Source organism: Jatrophihabitans sp. YIM 134969, assembly GCF_054456675.1.
Genome location: NZ_JBTJEQ010000039.1, coordinates 1 through 17,001, shown reverse-complemented (window position 1 = coordinate 17,001; position 17,001 = coordinate 1). Strand labels below are relative to the sequence as shown.

17 protein-coding genes are annotated in these 17,001 nt (G+C 70.9%); 3 read left to right on the top strand and 14 right to left on the bottom strand.

Annotation, left to right across the window (positions count from 1 at the left end):
• Positions 1-248: 248 nt before the first annotated feature.
• The 12 genes from ACXR2U_RS17980 to ACXR2U_RS17925 all read right to left on the bottom strand — a co-directional run bounded on the left by ACXR2U_RS17980 (position 249) and on the right by ACXR2U_RS17925 (position 11,671).
• The gene (locus ACXR2U_RS17980) at positions 249-1,115 is read right to left on the bottom strand and encodes a hypothetical protein (RefSeq protein WP_458826445.1); all 867 of its coding nucleotides are present in this window, start codon (positions 1,113-1,115) and stop codon (positions 249-251) included.
• 161 nt (positions 1,116-1,276) lie between these two features.
• Positions 1,277-1,489, bottom strand: a complete 213-nt coding sequence (locus ACXR2U_RS17975; protein ID WP_458826444.1) for a DUF3072 domain-containing protein — start codon at positions 1,487-1,489, stop codon at positions 1,277-1,279.
• Positions 1,490-1,542: 53 nt separating this feature from the next.
• On the bottom strand, positions 1,543-2,052 hold the full coding sequence (locus ACXR2U_RS17970) for a hypothetical protein (protein WP_458826443.1): 510 nt from the start codon (positions 2,050-2,052) through the stop codon (positions 1,543-1,545).
• Positions 2,049-2,918, bottom strand: coding sequence for a hypothetical protein (locus tag ACXR2U_RS17965; protein ID WP_458826442.1), 870 nt, complete (start codon positions 2,916-2,918; stop codon positions 2,049-2,051). Before ACXR2U_RS17965 ends, ACXR2U_RS17970 begins: the two co-directional genes overlap by 4 nt.
• A gap of 13 nt (positions 2,919-2,931) precedes the next feature.
• A complete protein-coding gene (locus ACXR2U_RS17960) occupies positions 2,932-4,053 on the bottom strand; it encodes an MCE family protein (protein WP_458826441.1) in 1,122 nt (373 codons plus the stop codon).
• A complete protein-coding gene (locus ACXR2U_RS17955) occupies positions 4,050-5,411 on the bottom strand; it encodes an MCE family protein (RefSeq protein ID WP_458826440.1) in 1,362 nt (453 codons plus the stop codon). The genes ACXR2U_RS17960 and ACXR2U_RS17955 overlap by 4 nt, the downstream gene beginning before the upstream one ends.
• A complete protein-coding gene (locus tag ACXR2U_RS17950; protein WP_458826439.1) occupies positions 5,408-6,526 on the bottom strand; it encodes an MCE family protein in 1,119 nt (372 codons plus the stop codon). Before ACXR2U_RS17950 ends, ACXR2U_RS17955 begins: the two co-directional genes overlap by 4 nt.
• Positions 6,523-7,608, bottom strand: coding sequence for an MCE family protein (locus tag ACXR2U_RS17945; RefSeq protein ID WP_458826438.1), 1,086 nt, complete (start codon positions 7,606-7,608; stop codon positions 6,523-6,525). The genes ACXR2U_RS17950 and ACXR2U_RS17945 overlap by 4 nt, the downstream gene beginning before the upstream one ends.
• On the bottom strand, positions 7,605-8,639 hold the full coding sequence (locus ACXR2U_RS17940) for an MCE family protein (protein ID WP_458826437.1): 1,035 nt from the start codon (positions 8,637-8,639) through the stop codon (positions 7,605-7,607). The genes ACXR2U_RS17945 and ACXR2U_RS17940 overlap by 4 nt, the downstream gene beginning before the upstream one ends.
• Entirely contained in the window at positions 8,636-10,000 is a 1,365-nt protein-coding gene (locus ACXR2U_RS17935) for an MCE family protein (RefSeq protein WP_458826436.1), read from the bottom strand. The genes ACXR2U_RS17940 and ACXR2U_RS17935 overlap by 4 nt, the downstream gene beginning before the upstream one ends.
• On the bottom strand, positions 10,000-10,851 hold the full coding sequence (locus ACXR2U_RS17930) for an MlaE family ABC transporter permease (RefSeq protein ID WP_458826435.1): 852 nt from the start codon (positions 10,849-10,851) through the stop codon (positions 10,000-10,002). The genes ACXR2U_RS17935 and ACXR2U_RS17930 overlap by 1 nt, the downstream gene beginning before the upstream one ends.
• Positions 10,852-10,858: 7 nt before the next feature.
• Entirely contained in the window at positions 10,859-11,671 is an 813-nt protein-coding gene (locus tag ACXR2U_RS17925; RefSeq protein ID WP_458826476.1) for an MlaE family ABC transporter permease, read from the bottom strand.
• Between the two features lie 303 nt (positions 11,672-11,974).
• On the opposite strand from ACXR2U_RS17925, the gene ACXR2U_RS17920 reads away from it, so the two are divergent.
• A complete protein-coding gene (locus tag ACXR2U_RS17920; protein WP_458826434.1) occupies positions 11,975-13,291 on the top strand; it encodes a PucR family transcriptional regulator in 1,317 nt (438 codons plus the stop codon).
• Positions 13,292-13,294: 3 nt separating this feature from the next.
• On the opposite strand, the gene ACXR2U_RS17915 is transcribed toward ACXR2U_RS17920, so the two are convergent.
• Complete coding sequence (locus tag ACXR2U_RS17915) at positions 13,295-14,233, bottom strand: hypothetical protein (RefSeq protein WP_458826433.1); 939 nt, start codon at positions 14,231-14,233, stop codon at positions 13,295-13,297.
• Between the two features lie 255 nt (positions 14,234-14,488).
• On the opposite strand from ACXR2U_RS17915, the gene ACXR2U_RS17910 reads away from it, so the two are divergent.
• Positions 14,489-15,160, top strand: coding sequence for a hypothetical protein (locus ACXR2U_RS17910; protein ID WP_458826432.1), 672 nt, complete (start codon positions 14,489-14,491; stop codon positions 15,158-15,160).
• Positions 15,161-15,262: 102 nt separating this feature from the next.
• Positions 15,263-15,892, top strand: a complete 630-nt coding sequence (locus ACXR2U_RS17905; protein WP_458826431.1) for a hypothetical protein — start codon at positions 15,263-15,265, stop codon at positions 15,890-15,892.
• An 86-nt stretch (positions 15,893-15,978) separates the two neighbouring features.
• Here the strand turns inward: ACXR2U_RS17905 and ACXR2U_RS17900 are convergent.
• On the bottom strand, positions 15,979-17,001 hold a 1,023-nt coding region (locus tag ACXR2U_RS17900; protein ID WP_458826430.1), incomplete at its 5' end, for a mechanosensitive ion channel family protein.

The window sequence follows — 17,001 nt, the reverse complement described above, 5'->3', positions numbered from 1 at the left end:
CTTCTCTCGTGAGTTGAGTGCTAACGGCTCAACCTCACGACCCCCCACCTCATTCCGGAGGCCGCCTCCGCGTCGCCTCCCCGGCTGCACGCGTGTCGTCCCGACCCAGCAGAATCGGGGGCTGCCGCTGTTGCCGACAGCTCCCGCCGTTCTCTCACGGCGGACAGCACGACGCCCGGCCACCGGCACGTGGCCTCGACTCGACGCCCGGCCGCGGGGGTCTCGGCCGGGCGTCGGGACGGGTCGGGTCAGCCGAGCGGGCTGAAGGCGCGGGTGCCGGTGGCGAGTTGGAGGCCGGTGATGCCGGAGTGGGCCCCCGCGTAGCTCAGCTCCTTGCGCAGGTTCCCCACGCCGTTCGACGCCGGGAGCGGCGCGAGGGCGAGGGTCGAGAGGACCCCGAAGGCGTTGCCGTCGGAGTCGAGGAACCCCGAACCGGAGTCGCCGGGGACGCCGGGGCTGACGGTGTAGAGCGAGGTCGACCAGCCGCCACCGGAGTCGCCGAGGCTCGTACCGACCTTGGGCGACAACACCGAGAAGCCGGCCCGCAGCGAGGAGTTGCCGTAGGTGTGGATCGTGTCGCCCGCCGTGGTGCCGGTGCCGAGGCCGTCCGGGCCACCGTAGAACGGGACGGTGGGGTTGACCCCGCTGACGTCCGCGGCGTCGACCTCGACCAGCGCGAAGTCGTTGTAGGCGCAGGTGTCGGCGTCGGTCTCGCCTCGGGTCGCCATCGTGGCCCACGAGGAGTAGGCGAGGGTCCCGCCGCCGAGACGGGTGCCCTCACTCACGAGGGACCCGCCCGCGCGGAAGCTCACCGGCGTGCCCAGCGGGAGCGACGGCGTGACGCAGCCGTCGGTGTCGGTCGACTCCCCCGTTCCGGCGCAGTGGGCGGCGTAGCCGAGGTACACCGCGCCGGCGGCATCGGTGAACACGAAGTTGGTCGTGCACTGCGCGCCCGCGGTGTAGGCCATGACCCCCGGGTGCAGGGTCGCGGTGGCTTCCGGGGCGAAGGTCGGTCCGGCGGTGGCCGCGGGTGCCGCGGCGAACGCCGCGGCGCCGAGCCCCGCCACGGTGGCCGCGACGACGGCGAGCGATCGGGTGCGGGTCGAGCGGGCCATGATGTCCCTCCGGCAGGTGACGATGTGCCCGTTCAACGAGGAATGTCCGAATCAGTCACGTGCCGGACGCTGACCAGATCCAGATCCGGATCCGGATCCGCACCGGCGTCCGGTGGGCCGGCGACGCCCGATCGCGCAGCGGCCGACCCACCGGGCGTGACTCAGGTGCCCTGACCGCGGCCGGTCTCCTCCTGGAGTCGGTCGATCTCCTTGCTGGCCTCGGCCTTGGTGAGGTCCTCGGGGACTTCCTCGCCGGCCTCCTGGGCCAGCGTGCCGAGGTAACTCTGCTGCGGCCCGGTGGCCGGTTCCTCGCCCGTGACCCACTCATCGGGGTCGCGCTGGGCGTTACGGGTGACGTCGTCCTTCGCTGCCATGACTCCGGCCTACCCGCTTCACGCCCGTGTCGAACACCTGTTCGGGAGCTTCGTCAGAGGGCGAGCAGGCCGCTGATCTTCCAGTCCGACCCCTGTTTGACGGCCGTGACCTGGATCTGCGCCGCGGAGGTCGAGGTGGCCTGGTCGCTCGCGCGGGTCGACTTCTGGTCGAGGAACACCAGCAGGTCGGCCTCGTCGGCGGTGAGGTTCGAGACACCGGCGACGCGGGTGGTCGCGACCAGCGTGAGCTTCTGGCCGTCGGCCTTGCTCTGCAACGCCGTGAACAACGTCCGGTACTGGGTCGAGGCGTCCCCGACCAGCAGTTGCGCCGCGGCCTGCTCGCTCGCGGCGGGCTTCGTGTAGTCGTAGCTGAGCACCTGGTCGAGGGCCTGACTGACCTGCCCGATCACCTGGGTGGTCTCGGCCTGGTCGGTGAGGGCCCGGTTCGACGTGTCCCCGCCGGCCCCACCGCCGGACTTCGTGAGCAGGACGATCCCGGCCGCGACGAGCAGCAGCCCGACCAGGGTGATGAGCCCCGGCACGAGGGCGCGACGCGCGGTCACGTGACGTTCACCGGCACCTGCTGCACCGCGCCGATCTTCCAGACGTCGCCGACACGGGTCATGGTCAGGGAGAACCGGTTGCGCTTCGAGGTCGCCTGCCCGGTCGCGGGTCGGACGTCGATCTGGATGCTGGTGATGACCGTCGCCCCGCCGTTCGCCGGGTCGACCTGGGTGACGGCGGCAGCGAGCACCGACGCGGTCGTGACCGACTTCGACTGGGCGATGGCCGCCTTGTCGGCGTCGCTGACGGTGGCGAGCTGATCGTGCAAGGTGCCGGTGGTCGCGCCGAGCCAGCGTTGCAGCCCGCCGTCGACGTCGCGGTAGTCGAGCGTGTTGAGGACGACGATCTCCTGCCGGGCGGCCAGCAGCGCGGCGTCGCGGGCGGCCGCCGGTGAGGTCGTGCGGTCGTCCTGCGCGTTCGCGTGGACGACGGCCGCGACGACCACGAACACCACGGCCAGCAGCGCGAACGCCGTCGCCAGCACGGTCGCCCGGCGCGGCCGGCGCCGGGCCCGCGTCGGCGCCCCGCCCTGATCGTCGGCACCGTCATCGTCGGCATCGCCGGCATCGTCGGCCTCGTCGCCGTCCGCACTCGTGTCGTCGGCGTCGGCGTCACCGGCCGCGGTGTCGTCCGAGCCGGTGACGGGAAGCTCGACGTCGCCGACGTCGTCGGGTTCCTCGACGGTCGCGGGCTTGGTCAGCGCGACCGCGGTGGGCGGTGCGAGGTCGGCCGGCGGGGTGTCGAGCGGGTCGTCGTCGACCGGTGCCGGCGGGGCGGCGGCCTGGCCGCGGGCGAGCCTGACCGCCCGCGCGGCCCGGCGGGCGTCGCTGCGGGCGCGGTCGGAGGAGTCCTGGGTCACGGTCATGCCAATTTACCGGTCAGTTGCCGGCGGGTGAGTCGACGGCGTGCTGGCTGCCGCGGACGTCGGTGCCGGACGACGCCGGAGCCGTGCAGCCCGCGGCGGTGTTGAACGGGGAACCCGGGCTGGTGTCCAGGCCGCCACGGCGCGGCGTCGACTCGTAGCCCGACGTGCAGGGCAGCGGGTCGAAGAACGTCAACCCCAGCCCGGTGTTGATGCCGGAGCCGGTGATGGTCTTCGACCCGATGCTGATCGCCTGCGGCAACTGCACCAGCAGCCCCTGCAGGCCGCCGAGGTTGGCGTTGGTGATCTGCGCGCCGGTGAGCAGGTTGCCCAGCAGCGTGCCGAGTTGCGGACCGACCGAGTCGATCAACGTGGTCACCTGGTTGGCCGCGAGCGGTGCGGCGGCGATGAGCGCGCGCAGGTCGGAGTCCGACGACGCCAAGGTCGACGCGATGTCGCGCAGGTTCGCACTGAACTGCGCGATCTGGGCCGACGCCGCCTGCTGGGTCTTGAGCACCGTCGCCGAGGTGTCGATGAGGGTCGCGGTCGCCGGGAAGTTGACGTCGGCGGTGGTGAGGAACGCGCTCTGGCTGTCGAGCAACGCCTGCAGCGACGGGCCCAACCCGTTGAAGGCGTCGCCGAGTTCGCTGACGGTGGTCTGCAGCGAGGTGATCGGGACCGACGACACGAAGCTGTCCAGGCCGGCGAGCAGTTGGTCGGAGGTCGGCGGCCGCGCGGTGCGGTCGGAGCTGATCACCGAGCCCGCGGTGAGGAACGGTCCGCTGTCGGTCTGCGGCCGGAGGTCGACGTACTGCTCGCCGATGACCGACCGGTTGGCGACGACCGCCTGCACGTTCGAGGGGATGTCGGGCGCGGACGACCGGATGTCGAGGTCCACCTCGATGCCGCTGGCGGTGAGGCGCATGTCGCCGACCCGACCGACCGGGACGCCGCGGTACGTGACCTCGGCGTTCGGGAAGATGCCGCCGGAGTCGGGCATCTCGACCTTGGCGGTGTAGTCGCCGGAACCGACCAGGGACCCGGCCCCGACGTAGCGGACGGCGATGTAGCTGATGAACAGCAGCGCCAGCACTACGAACACCGTGAGCTGGATGCGCACCTTGCGGGTGACGATCACGAGCCACCCCCACGGGTCGACGCGGTCGGTGGCGCGGACTCCGACGTGCTCCCGGACGGGTTGCCCGACGGCGACCCGGCTGGCGTGCTCGAGCCGGACCCGGACGGCGTCCCCGACGCCGAGCCCGACGGCGAACCGGACGCCGACCCGGACGCCGACGCGGTCGGCGAGGTGGTGACGACGGTCGACGACGGCAACCCCGGCGACGCCGAACTGGTCGAGGGCAACAGCGACGGCGGCGGGTCGACCGGCGTGGTGCCGAGCGTGGTCGCGTCCGGGCTGGTGGGCAGGCCGCCGCTGCTGGCACCGGGAGCCGTCGCCGGGTCGGAGACGGCGTCGATGTCGCTCTGGGTGGTGTTGAGGTTGAGGACGATGAACCCGCTGAAGTAGTCGCCCTTGATGGCCTGCAGCACGGTGTCGGGGAACGGGTAGGTGAGCAGCACCTGCAGCGACTGCGGAAACGCCGACCCTGCGGCCGCGAGCTGGCCCAGGATCGGCGCCAGCTGGTTCAGGTCGGCGACGATGTCGTCCTGGCTGGCGTCGAGGGTGTCGACCGAGACGGTCGAGAGCCGGTTCAGCGAGTCCAGGAGCCCGACGAACTGACCGCGTTGCTTGGCCAGGACCTTCAGGCCCGGGGCGATGTCGTCGAGCACGGCTGCGATCTGGGTGGAGTCCAGCCGCAGGTTCGTGGCGAGCAGGTTCACCGAGTCCAACGCGCGCGTGATCGACGTCTTGCGGGCGTCGAGCTGCGTGACCGTGGCGTCGAGACGCTCGAGCAGGTTGCGGAAGTCGGCGTCGCGGCCGTCGGTCGCCTTGTTCAGCTCGCCGGTGATGGTCTGGATCTGCTCCAACCCGCCGCCGTTGAGCAACAACGACAACGCTCCGAACACCTGCTCGACCTGCACTCCCTCCGAGGTGCGGCTCACCGGGATGACGTCGCCGCCGTGCAGGGTGCCGCTCGCGACGTCGTCGACGGGCCGTGCGAGGTCGACGTACTTCTCCCCCAGCAGGCTGGTCTGCTGGATGCTCGCGATCGCGTTGCCCGGCAGGGAGACGTCGCCGTTGACCTGCACGGTGACCACGGCGGTCCGGCCGTCGGGGCCGAGGGCGATCTTCGTGACGCGCCCGACCGGCACGTTCCCCACCTTGACCGCGGACTGCGGGACGAGGTCGAGCACGTCGGAGAACTGGACGGTCACCTCGTAGGGGTGGTCGCCGAGGTCGGCACCGCCCGGTAGCGGGACGTCGTAGAGCCCGGTGCTGAACACGCCGGTGCAGCCGGTCAGCGAGAAGGTCGCGGCGACCGCCGCGGCCGCGGCCGCGAGCCGGCGGCGGGTTCGGGTCGCGATGCGGTTCACGACGTCGCCCCCGCGCTCGGCAGCAGCAACGGCGGGGCATCGGCCGGGTCGGCGGCCGAGGTCACCACGCCACTCGACGACACCGACGACGGCGACGAGGCGTTCGGCGAGACCGCGTCCACCGCGGTCCACAGGGACAACTCGTTGAGGTTGCCGCGGCCGACCAGCAGGTTCCGGTTCGGGTCGTAGGTGTTGATGAGGTTCTGCACCAGCAGCGGTGCCGACGACAACGCCTGCTCGAGCGAGTCACGTTCGGACACCAGCACCTGCGTGATCTGCGACAGCTTGTCGACGTCGGCGGTGAGGGTCTCGCGGTTGTCGGCGATGAAGCCCTGCACGGTGGTCAACGCCGCCGACAACTGCTGCAAGGCCGCGGCGAACGTCTGCCGGTCGTCGGCGAGGGTCTGGCTCACGCTGGCCAGGCGCTGGTTGAGCCCGGCCACCGACTGGTCGTTGCGCTGCAGCATCGTCGTGAACTGCGAGAGGTTGTCGATGCTCGCGAACAGGTTGTTGCGGTTGGACGACAGCGTGCCGCTCGCGGCGGAGAACTGGGTCAGCGCCTCGTTCAACGCCCGGCCGTTGCCGCCGAGGTTCGCCGCGCTCGTGTCCAGCAGGTCCGACAACGCCCCGTTGGCGTTGGCCCCGTTCGGGCCCAGGGCGTCGGTCAGCGACAGCACACTCGAGTAGATCTGGTCGAGTTCGACGGGGGTCGCCGTGCGGTCGAGCGGGATCTCGGCGTCGGCGGCGAGCTTCGGACCCGACGTCCACACCTTGGTCAGTTGCACGTAGCGGTCACTGACCAGGCTCGGCGAGAAGATGACGGCCTCGGTGTCGGGCTGCGCCGCGTACCCGCTGTCGAGGTGCGCCTTGACGAGCACACCGGTGCCCTGTGGCTCGATCGAGTCGACCTGGCCGACCTTGACGCCGAGCATCCGGACGTCGGACCCGGGGTAGACGCCGACGGTGCCGGCGAAGGTCGCGGAGAACGGCGTCCGGCCGTGGTCGCCCGAGAGGTACCAGATCAGCGCGGTCATCCCGAGCACGACAACCACCGCGACGGCGATCGCGGTGGCCACGACGCCGCGGTGCCCCGTGGCGGTGCCGTTGCGGCTCACGACCCACCCCCCGGCTCCGGGGCGCAGTTGCGCTGCAGGGTGGAGTCGAGGACCGGGGTGGGGACCTGCGTCGTGCTGCCGCCCGAGCCCGTGACGGGTCGGGTGCCGTCGAACAGCCCGCAGATGTAGGTGTCGAGCCACCGACCGTTGCCCACGGCATCGTTGAGCTGCGAGTAGTACGGGCCCAGCAGCTGCAACGCCTTCTCCAGGTTCGCCTGGTTGGTCTTCAGCACGTCGGTGACGGTGGACAGGCTGGCCAGGGCCGGCCCGAGCGTGGCCTGGTTGTCGGAGACCAGTCCGGTCAACTGCTGCGAGAGCCGGACCGTGCCCTGGAACAGCGCGGTGACGGCGTTGCTGCGCGCCTGCAACTCGGTCAGCAGGAGGTCGCCGTCCTTGATGAGCGAGGCGATCTGACTGTTGCTGTCGACAACGGTCGCGGTGACCTTGCGGGTGTTGGCCAGCAGCTTGGTGAGCTCGGTGTCGCGCGAGGAGATGCTGCGGGACAGGTCGGTGAGGCCCGACAACGTCGCCCGCACGGTGTCGGGGGTGTCGGCGAAGGCCTGCGAGAGTGCTTCGAAGCTCTTCCCGAGCTGGTCGGTGTCGATCTGGGTGATCGTGCTGGAGAACTGCTGGAAGGCGTTGGTGACGTCGAAGGGCGCGTCGGTGCGCTCGAGCGGGATCGTCGCCGAGGTCGAGAGCTGCTCCGTGCCGATCGGTGTGATCGCGAGGTACTTGGCGCCGAGCAGGGTCTGGATGCGGATGGCGGCGCGACTCTGGTCGCCCATCCACGCGTTCTTCACCCGGAACCGGACCTCGACGTGGCCGTCGACCAGGGCGATCCCGCTCACCGTGCCGACGCTGACGCCGGCGACCGTGACGTCGTCACCCGATCGCAGCCCCGCGGCCTCGGTGAACTCCGCGGTGTACGTGGGGCCGTCACCGACGACCGGGAGGTTGCGGGAGTTGAAGATCCCGAAGCCGATGACGAGCAGGACGACGATGCCGACGACCGCGATGGTCACGGGGTTGCGTTCGGCGAAGCTCTTCATCGGAGAGCGACGCCGGGTCGACGAGGCGGTCACGAGCCGCACCTCGGAGCCGGGTTCTCGATCCCACTGTCGCCGTAGTAGCCCGGGATCGTCGGCCACGCGCCGCCGGCCGGCTGGATCGAGCAGACGTACACGTTGACCCACGAGCCGTACGAGACGGTTCGGCCGATGGCGTCGAGCTTGGACGGCAGGTTCTGCAGGAACGTCCCGAGCACCGGCGTCTGGGCCGCGAGGTTCGACGACAGCGCGCCGAGGGAGTCGATGGAGCGCTGCAGACCGGGGCGGCCGGCCTGGAGGAAGCCCGACACGGTGTCGGTGAGCCCGGCGATGCCCTGCACCGCCGAGCCGATCGACGCCCGGTCGGCCGCGAGGCCCGACACCAGCTGCTGCAGGGTCGACACGGTCCGGCGCAGCTCGCCGGTGCGGGCGTTGACGACGTCGAGGACCGCGTTGAGGTTGTCGACGACCTGGCCGATGACGGCGTCCTTGTCGGCCAGGGTGCTCGTGAGCGAGGCGGTCGAGGTGAGCAGGGAGTCGACCGTGCCGCCCTCACCCTGGAAGATCTGGATGATCTGGAAGGACAGGTCGTTGACCTGCCCCGGGTCGAGCGCCTTGAACAGCGGTTGGAACCCGTCGAACAAGGTCGTGAGGTCCAGCGCCGGTTGGGTGCGGTCGGTGGGCAGCACCCTGCTGTCGGGCCAGCGGTCGTCCAGCGAGCCGTCGCCCTGCACGAGCGCCACGTACCGCTGGCCGACGAGGTTCCGGTAGCGGATCGCCGCGGTGACGGTCGAGGCGAGCGGGACGTCGGTCGACAGCGACATCGTCACCTCCGCCTGGGTGCGGTCGACGATGGAGATCGCCTTCACCGTGCCCACGCGCACACCGGCCATGCGGACGTCGTCACCCGCCTGCAGCCGGGTCACGTCGGTGAACTCGGCCCGGACGGTGCGGTCGCCGCCGCCGGTCTGCGAGATGGTCGCGAGCAGGACGAGGGTCGCGAGGACCGTGACGACGACGAACACGAGGCTCTTGACCAGCGTCGGCCACAGCGGGGCGCGGTTCACGAGCCCGCCCCCGTCAGCTCGATCTGCGTGCCGCGGAGCACCGGTCCGAGCAGCAGGCTCCCCCACCGCGGGAAGTCGGCTGGGGCGACGCCCACGGTCGGGCCGACGAGTTCGGCGATGACCTGGTTCTCGGCGGGGCTGTTCGCGACCCCCAGACCGGCACCCGCGCCGTCGGAGCCCGCGCTGGCGAGGTAGGACCGCACGGTGGGCGAGAGGGTCGCGAGGTCGATGCCCGCGGCCGCCACGGCGGCGCCCGGGGTGGTGGGCGTGGCGGCCGCCCCCAGCGCCGTGCCGGTCACGCCCACCGGCGGGACGTAGGGGCACGACGGGCCGCCCGGCGGCACCGCCCCGGTGGGGCTGTCCACGCCCGGCACGTACTTCGCGGTGCCGGGGACGACCCGCAGCGTGACCTTCAGGCCGGGAGTCGACGTCCCTGCGCCCAGCGCCTGGTTCGCGACCGGGACGAAGTCGCGCAGCGCGGTCGCGATGCACGGGAACTCGCTGGAGTAGGCGGCGAGGACCTTCAGCGTCGGCAGACTCCGGTTCGACAGCGCGATGATCGTCTTCTGGTTGGTGTCGACGAAGCCGGTGGTGGTGTCGCCGAAGGTGGTGACGTCGGAGAACAGGGTCGCCAGCTGGTCCTTCTGCTGCGCGACGGTCTGGCTCGTGGTGGTGAAGTCGGTCAGGGCGTCGACGAGGTCGGGCGCGGCCTTCGCGTAGGTGGTGGCGACGTCGGCGAACGCGTCGAGGTCGGCGGTGAGTTGCGGGACCTTGGGCGTGAACTTCTGCAGGTAGTCGACGACCGTCGTCACGGTCGTGCCGAGTTCCTCACCCCGGCCGCGCAGCGTCTGCGCGATCGTGCCGAGCACGGTGGCGAGATCGGCGGGGCGGATCGCCTGCAGCACCGGCAGCAGCCGGTCGAACACCCGCTGGATCTCGACGCCCTCGGCCGAACTGTCCTGTCGGATGGTGTCGCCGTCGGACAGGGGATCGCCGTCCGCGGTGTCACCGGTGGGGTCGACGATGCTGACGTACCGCTCGCCGAAGAGCGTCTTGGGCAGCAGCCGGACGGTCACGGCGGCGGGGATCTCCTTCGCCAGGTCGGGGTTCAGCGACAACTCCAACCGCGCGCCACGGCCGTCGCTCGTGACCCCGGTGACCTCACCGAGCTGGATGCCCCGGACCTTGACGTCCGAACCGGTCTGCAGCGACGTGCCGATGTCGTCGACCAGGGCGGTGACCTTGATGTCGCCGCTGAACGCGCGGTTGTAGACCGCGATCGACAACGCGACGAGCGACGCGACCAGCAGCAGGTACAGCAGACCCACCGTCGCGTTGCGCAGCGTCTTGGCCGGGAACATCAGCCGGCGATCCGCACCGTGGTGGACGTTCCCCACAGGGCCAGGGACAGGAAGAAGTCGACGACGTTCACGGTGACGATCGCGGTGCGCACGGCCCGCCCGACGGCGAGGCCGACGCCCGCCGGACCGCCCGACGCCGTGTACCCGTAGTAGCAGTGGATCAGGATGATGATCAACGCGAAGACCATCACCTTGAGGAACGACAGCAGGATGTCGGTGGGTGGCAGGAACAACGAGAAGTAGTGGTCGTAGGTCCCCGCCGACTGGCCGTAGAACGTCACCGTCACCAGGCGCGACCCGAGGTAGCTGGTCAGCAGCCCGATGGCGTAGAGCGGGATGACCGCGACCGTGCCCGCGATGACCCGGGCCGTCACCAGGTACGGCATGGACCGCACGGCCATGACCTCGAGGGCGTCGATCTCCTCGTTGATGCGCATCGCACCGAGCTGGGCGGTGAACCCGCAGCCGACCGTCGCCGACAGTGCGAGCGCTGCGACGAGTGGGGCGATCTCGCGGGTGTTGAAGTACGCGGAGATGAAGCCGGTGAGCGTGGACGTGCCGAGCTGGTCCAGCGCCGAGTAGCCCTGCAACCCGACGACGGTGCCCGTGAACAACGACAGGCTCACCATCACGCCGATCGTGCCGCCGATGACCGCGAGCGCGCCGGAACCGAAGCCGACCTCGGCCAGCAGGCGCAGCACCTCACGCGGGTAACGCCGCAGCGAGCGCGGGATCGAGGCGATGGCCTGCAGGTGGAAGATCAGCTGGCCGCCGAGGTCGGCGAGGGTGCCGACCGGCTTGCGGATGACACGCACGCCGGTGCGGCCGATGACTCCTGACGGTGTGGCCATGTCGCCCTCAGATGCCCTTGCTCGGGAACAGCTGCAGGTAGATGGTCGTGATGACGAGGTTCATGAAGAAGAGGAGGATGAACGTGATGACGACCGACTGGTTGACGGCGTCACCCACTCCCTTCGGACCCGGTCGCGGGTTGAGCCCGCGGTAGCTCGCCACGACGGCGGCGATGAACCCGAAGACGGCGGCCTTGATCTCGCCGACCCAGAGGTCCGACGGGCGGGCGAGGGCCGAGAAGCTCGCGAGGTAGGCGCCGGGCGTGCCGCCCTGGACCAGCACGTTGAACACGTAGCCGCCGACCACGCCGACGACCGAGATCATCCCGTTGAACAACACCGACACCAACACGCAGCCGATCACCCGCGGCACGACCAGACGCTGGACCGGTGAGATGCCGAGGACCGACATGGCGTCGATCTCGTCGCGGATGGTGCGGGCGCCGAGGTCGGCGCAGATCGCGGTGCCGGCGGCGCCCGCGATCATCAGCGCGACCACGATCGGGCTCGCCTGCTGCACGATCGCGAGCACGCTCGCCGCGCCCGTGAAGCTCTGGGCCCCGATCTGGACGGTGAGTTCACCCAGCAGCAGCGCGATGGTGGCGCCGAACGGGATGGCGATGAGCGCGGCCGGGAGGATCGAGACACTCGTGATGAACCAGAACTGTTCGGCCAGTTCGCGCCACTGGAACGGGCGTCGGACCGAGAGCCGGACGACGTCGAGGGCGAGGGCGAACAACTGCCCGATCTGCTGCAGCCCACGCACCGGCCAGGAAGGGCGGCGGTAGTCGACGTGGCCGGGCGGGTTGGGCGGCGGCACCTGCCAGACGGGTGGCGTGTTCCAGGGATCGGCGCCCACCGCCACCAGGCTCCACTCCTTCGTGGTTCGACGCGCGGCAGACCCCCGGGCCCACCAGGGACCGGATCGCGCGGAGGAGGTGGAGCATGGATGACGGGCGCACCGCTGTGCAAGCGAGGGTCACGGCGTGGCGACGATTTCGTGCGTGGGGTCGCCAGTGTGCGCTGATTGTTCGTATCGTGATCCGAAATCCGCCGGCGACCTCGCCCGAAGTCGTACCGGTGGTCCGAGTCAGCGGCGACGATCGGGAACGGCGGGGACCACGTGACGGCAACCAGAGGGGGTACGCACACCCCGCGCACCCCGCACGCCGTCCACCCGCCGGGACCACGGCGCCCGATCGCGCCCGCGCCCCAGATCCCCGACCGGCTCACGACCGTCGAGTGGCCGACGCTGCCCCGGCGCTGGACCGCGACCATCCTGCCGGCCGAACTGCCCAGCCTCACCCGCGAGATCGTCACCGCGATCCGGACCGAGATCCCCGAGTACCGCCGCGCGATGGACGGCGTGCTCGGCCGTTCCACCCGCCGCGGTGTCGAGCAGGCCCTCGCCGCGTTCCTGCTGCAGGTGGTCTCCGGGCGCACCACCGCCGAGCACGACGACGTCTTCCGCTCCCTGGGCCGGATGGAGGCCCTCGAGGGGCGTCCGCACGACGTCCTGCAGGCGGCCTACCGGGTCGGCTCGATGGTGGCGTGGCGGCGCATCACGGCGTTGCAGGAGCGTGCCCCTCTCCCACCCGACACCGTCGCCCGGCTCGCGGCCGCCCTGTTCGCGTTCATCGACCGGTTGGCCGGTCTCTCGGCGCAGGGTTACCAGGAAGCCCAACTGACCAAGGCCTCCCAGGCCGAACGGTTGCGCGTGCGGCTCGCGAAGATGCTGCTCGACCAACCGGCGACGTCACCGGAGGGCATCGAGTCACTCGCCGACCGGATCGGCTGGGAACTGCCCGACCGGGTGCAGGTCGTCGAACTGCGCGACGCCGGACATCTCGACGTCGACCTCACGGCCGTCTTCGGCTACGCGGTGCTCAGCTACACCGTCGAGAGCACGCCCGTGCTCATCGCGCCCGCCCCGCTCGACGACGCCGTGGTGGCCACGCTGAACTCCCTGCCGCCCGACGTGCGCGTGCTGATCGGTCCACCCCTGCCGCTCGTCGAGGCACCGCGATCGTTGCAGTGGGCACAGTTGGCCGACCGACTGCGGCTCTCGGACGTCATCCCGGACGACGACGTCCTGCACGCCGAGGAACACCTGCCGACCCTGCTCGTGATGGCGCAGCCGGCCATCGCCGACCTGCTGGTCGCGCGGCGACTCGGTCCGCTGATGACGTTGTCCGCGCCCAAGCGACTGAAGTACGCGCGCCTGCTCTCGGCGTGGCTCGAACGAGGCGGCAGCCAGGCCGACGTCGCCGACTCCCTCGGCCTGCACCGGCAGACCGCGCACTACCAGTTCGCGCGCCTCACCGAGATGTTCGGGCCCTGCCTCCAGGACCGTGACGCACGGGTGGAGATGGCGCTCGCGCTCCGAGCGGTCATGCCGAACTGGGAATCGGTCGACGGAATCGAGGGACGAGCCGGCTGAGGCTCAGCGTCCACTCGGGGGGTTGAGCTTCGGTGGGGGCGGCTTCTCGCAGGTCGGCAGTGTCGTGTCGAACGGTGCACATCCGTCCGAGCGACTCGGATCCCACTGGCCCAGAGCGCCCTGCTGCAGGCGGAGCAGGTTGTTCGGACCGGAGACCGTTCCGGTGAGCAGCGGCGAGACGTCCTGCCCACCGTCGGTGCAGCCCGCGAAGGCCGGGACGTCGAACGCGCCCTCGAGCAGCCCACCGGTGAACACGTTGTAGGTGTTCTTGCCCTGGAGCCGCAGATCGATCGGCCTCACGATCCGACAGGCGGGTCCGACGTCGAGCGGGACGCCGTCGACGGACACGTTGTCGACCCGGAGGTCGAGCTGACCGGTGACCTCGGCGGTGGTGGTGTTCGGGATGACGTCGAGAGCGTCGAGGTGCACGTTGATGGGCTTGTAGAGCCCGGCGTCGTTCTTGACCTGGCTGAGGTGGAGGTCGACCCTGACCGGGAGCGCCCCGAATCCGAGGGTCGTCACGGTCTGCACCGGGAAGATGCCGAACGTCGGCTTCGGGCCGGAGGACGAGACCACCCAGGCCGGCTGGTCGTACAGGGTCCGGGGCTTCTGCCCGCTCCCCTTCGGGGGGCGGATCCGTTGGAACGTCTCGCTGGCGTAGATCCGCTGCAACTGCAGCGGAAGCGTGACGATGGTCTTGGTCGCCTTCACGTCCGCGCGCCCGGAGAGGAAAGCCGCGCTGTCCTGGGTTCCGTGGCCGATGCCGTCGACGATCGGCCCGGTCGGGATGCACGAGCGGATGCCGTTCTGCGGCGTCGTACAGCTCTCGGGTTGCGGGGGCGCCGCCTGCGCGCCCGAGAGGCTCAGGCCGAGCAGCGGGATGGCGACAGCCACGGCCGCGAGGTTGCGGGCCCGGGACCGGGGCCACCGCAGCGTTCGCACGGCCCGCACGCTAGGTCCGACGAGGCGGGAGGGCAAGCGACGAGGACGCTCCGCGCGTCGCAGCGGGCCCGCTCGTACGCGCGTCGGAAGAACGCGACACGGATCCATACGGCCGTACGAGTGGATTGCGTCGACCCCCGTTCCACGGGCCAGCCCCCGCGAAATCATGGTCTTCGGCCCACGTCGGCGTTACGTTCTGCTTCCCGGAGCGTCGAGCTCCGGGTCCCTGCAGGCGTCAGAGAGGACGACCACCGCATGCCTCGTACCACCAACCGCTTCGTCAAGGTCACCGTCACGGCCGGGGCGCTGCTCGCCGTCACGGGTCTCACGGGGGCTTCGGCCTTCGCCGCCACCACCTACAAGGTCACGGCGGGCACCAAGACCTCGGGCCAGCAGGACTACACGGCCGCCACCAAGACCGGCACGACCGATGCGCCCGGCATCTACTTCAAGGACAAGACCTCCGGCCTCGAGCTCGGCTGCACCAAGGGGACCGCGGCCGGCGCCGCCAACCTCGGCGCCTCCGTGGCCGGCGCCGGTCTCGCCAGCATCTCGTCGACGACGTGGACGAGCTGCGCCGGCCCGGGCGGGATCCCCCTCACGCCGACGCAGAACGGCACCTGGAACCTCAACGCCAAGGGCAAGACCAACTCGTCCGGCGTGACCAAGGGTTCGATCAGCAACGTCAACGCCACCGTGTCGGGGCCGGGCTGCACCTTCACGGTGTCCGGTGCGGTCGACGGTTCGTACACCAACAGCACGGGCGCGTTGAAGGTCGCCACCGTCGCGGGCACCGGCAACGTCCTCAAGGTCAGCGCCGTCACCGGCTGCTTCAGCCAGATCAACAACGGCGACATCGTGATCTTCAAGGCCACGTACAAGGTCACGACCTCGTCCGGCCTGCTGAAGATCAAGAGCAACGCCTGATCGGTGGTCGGGGTCGGCGGCGGACGTCCGTCGCCGGCCCTGACCTCGTTGTCCCCCGCTGCCCGTCACCCACCTCCCTCCCGTTTCCGAGGGGAAGTTCCCATGCCACGTCTGTTCTCGCCGCGTCTGCTCGCGCCGGCCGCGGTGACCGCCTTGCTCGTCGGTGCTGTCGCCACACCTGCTCACGCTGCCGACGACGCCTCCGCCACCTTCCAGTACGACGCCTCCGGCACCGCGACCGTGGCCAAGACGGGCTCGGTCGTGCAACTCGGCCCGTCGACGCTGACCGTCCACCTCGCGTCCGACGGGACCTTCACCGGGTCCCTGCCGTTCGCACCGGCCTCGACCTCGTTCAAGATCATCGGTCTGGTCCCGGTCTCGGCGACGGTCACGTACGTGCCGGTCGGAGACGTCATCGGCAAGCTCGGCAAGCCACCGAAGACACGGGTCACGAGCAGCGCGAGCTACTACCTGCGCCTGTCCGACGTGAAGACGGCCGGCATCCCGACACCGGTCGGCAACGCCTGCCAGACTGCGGCTCCGGTGACGATCCCGATCGCCACCCCGAAGGGCCAGAAGTTCAACATCAGCAAGGGCGGAACCCTGACCGGCTCGTTCACCATCGGACAGTTCGCGAACTGCGGTCTCACCACGTTGCTCATCAACTCGCTCATCCCAGGCGCGGGCAACACCACGACCGTCACGTTGTCGAACGGTCGTTTCATCCCGTAGTACGTCGCCTGACAGCACGACCGAGCCCCACCGCGTCCACCGCGGTGGGGCTTCGTCGTGTGCGTCCTCCGTGCCTGGCCGGGAGGTCAGACCGGCCGGGACGGGTCCGGGCCCGCCGGCCGCGCCGGACCTTGGTCGGTCGGACGCGCGGTCGGACGCGCGGGGGTGTCGTCGTCATCGCGCAGGGCGTCACCGAGCACCTGCTTGACCGCCGCGCGCAGGTCGGAGTCGGCGGCCGCCTCCTCGGCCTCCGCCGCCTCCTCGGGCGGCTGGGGGCCGATCGCCGCGGCGAGCAGTTGGGCGTTGGGGATGTTGAGCGGGCCGTACGAGGTCAACAGCACCGTGTAGGTGAGCCCGACGCTGACCACGACGCCGTCGTGCGGACCGCCGAGGCCGCCCGCGTTGACCCGGATCGCCTCCCCCGGGACGTACGGGCGGCTGAACAGCAGCACGAGCCCGGCGAAGATGTTCCCGAGCGCCTGCTGCGCGGCGATGCCGATGACCACACCGGTGAGCGCCCCGCCGACGAGCAGGTTCCCGAGCCGGACGTCGATGATCCCGAGCGTCACGAGGATGACCAGCAGGTAGCCCACCAGCAGCGTCGTGACCCGGATGGCCTGGGCGGCCGTGCGTCCACCCTTGGCCGTGCTGACCCGGGACAGTTCGCTGGCGAGACTGCGCACCGCGACGATCCCGAGGACGAGGAACACGAGCGCCAGGCCGTAGCCGATGAGCTTGGTGGTCGTGGAGTCCGACGACACCGGGAACAGCGCCTGCTGCACGATCGCGGCGACGATCGCCAGCACGCCGGTGGCGATGGCGATCCGGAAGTCGGCCGGCACCTTGGCCTCGACCGTGCGCGCGGCGTCGCGCAGGGCGTCGCGCTGGTCGCCGCGGCGGACCTTGCGTGCGAAGCGTCGCGCCAGGGGCAGTTCGTCGGTCGGCGGCGCCGGGGGCGGCACGACGCCGGACGTCGGGCCGGGCGGCACCCCGCGGCCGTACGGGTCGGGCGGGGTGGGCCCCGGACGCGGCGGCAGGGTCTCGGTCGTCGGGCCCGCGGACGTCGAGGGCGGCGCGGCCGGCGGCAGCGACGGCGGGATCGCGGGCGG

What these genes read in the sequence shown, in the direction of transcription:
- ACXR2U_RS17975 (WP_458826444.1), bottom strand. Translation starts at nt 1,489, where the DNA reads ATGGCAGCGAAGGACGACGTCACCCGTAACGCCCAGCGCGACCCCGAT.
- ACXR2U_RS17910 (WP_458826432.1), top strand. Translation starts at nt 14,489, where the DNA reads ATGCCTCGTACCACCAACCGCTTCGTCAAGGTCACCGTCACGGCCGGG.
- ACXR2U_RS17930 (WP_458826435.1), bottom strand. Translation starts at nt 10,851, where the DNA reads ATGGCCACACCGTCAGGAGTCATCGGCCGCACCGGCGTGCGTGTCATC.
- ACXR2U_RS17965 (WP_458826442.1), bottom strand. Translation starts at nt 2,918, where the DNA reads ATGACCGTGACCCAGGACTCCTCCGACCGCGCCCGCAGCGACGCCCGC.
- ACXR2U_RS17935 (WP_458826436.1), bottom strand. Translation starts at nt 10,000, where the DNA reads ATGTTCCCGGCCAAGACGCTGCGCAACGCGACGGTGGGTCTGCTGTAC.
- ACXR2U_RS17905 (WP_458826431.1), top strand. Translation starts at nt 15,263, where the DNA reads ATGCCACGTCTGTTCTCGCCGCGTCTGCTCGCGCCGGCCGCGGTGACC.
- ACXR2U_RS17980 (WP_458826445.1), bottom strand. Translation starts at nt 1,115, where the DNA reads ATGGCCCGCTCGACCCGCACCCGATCGCTCGCCGTCGTCGCGGCCACC.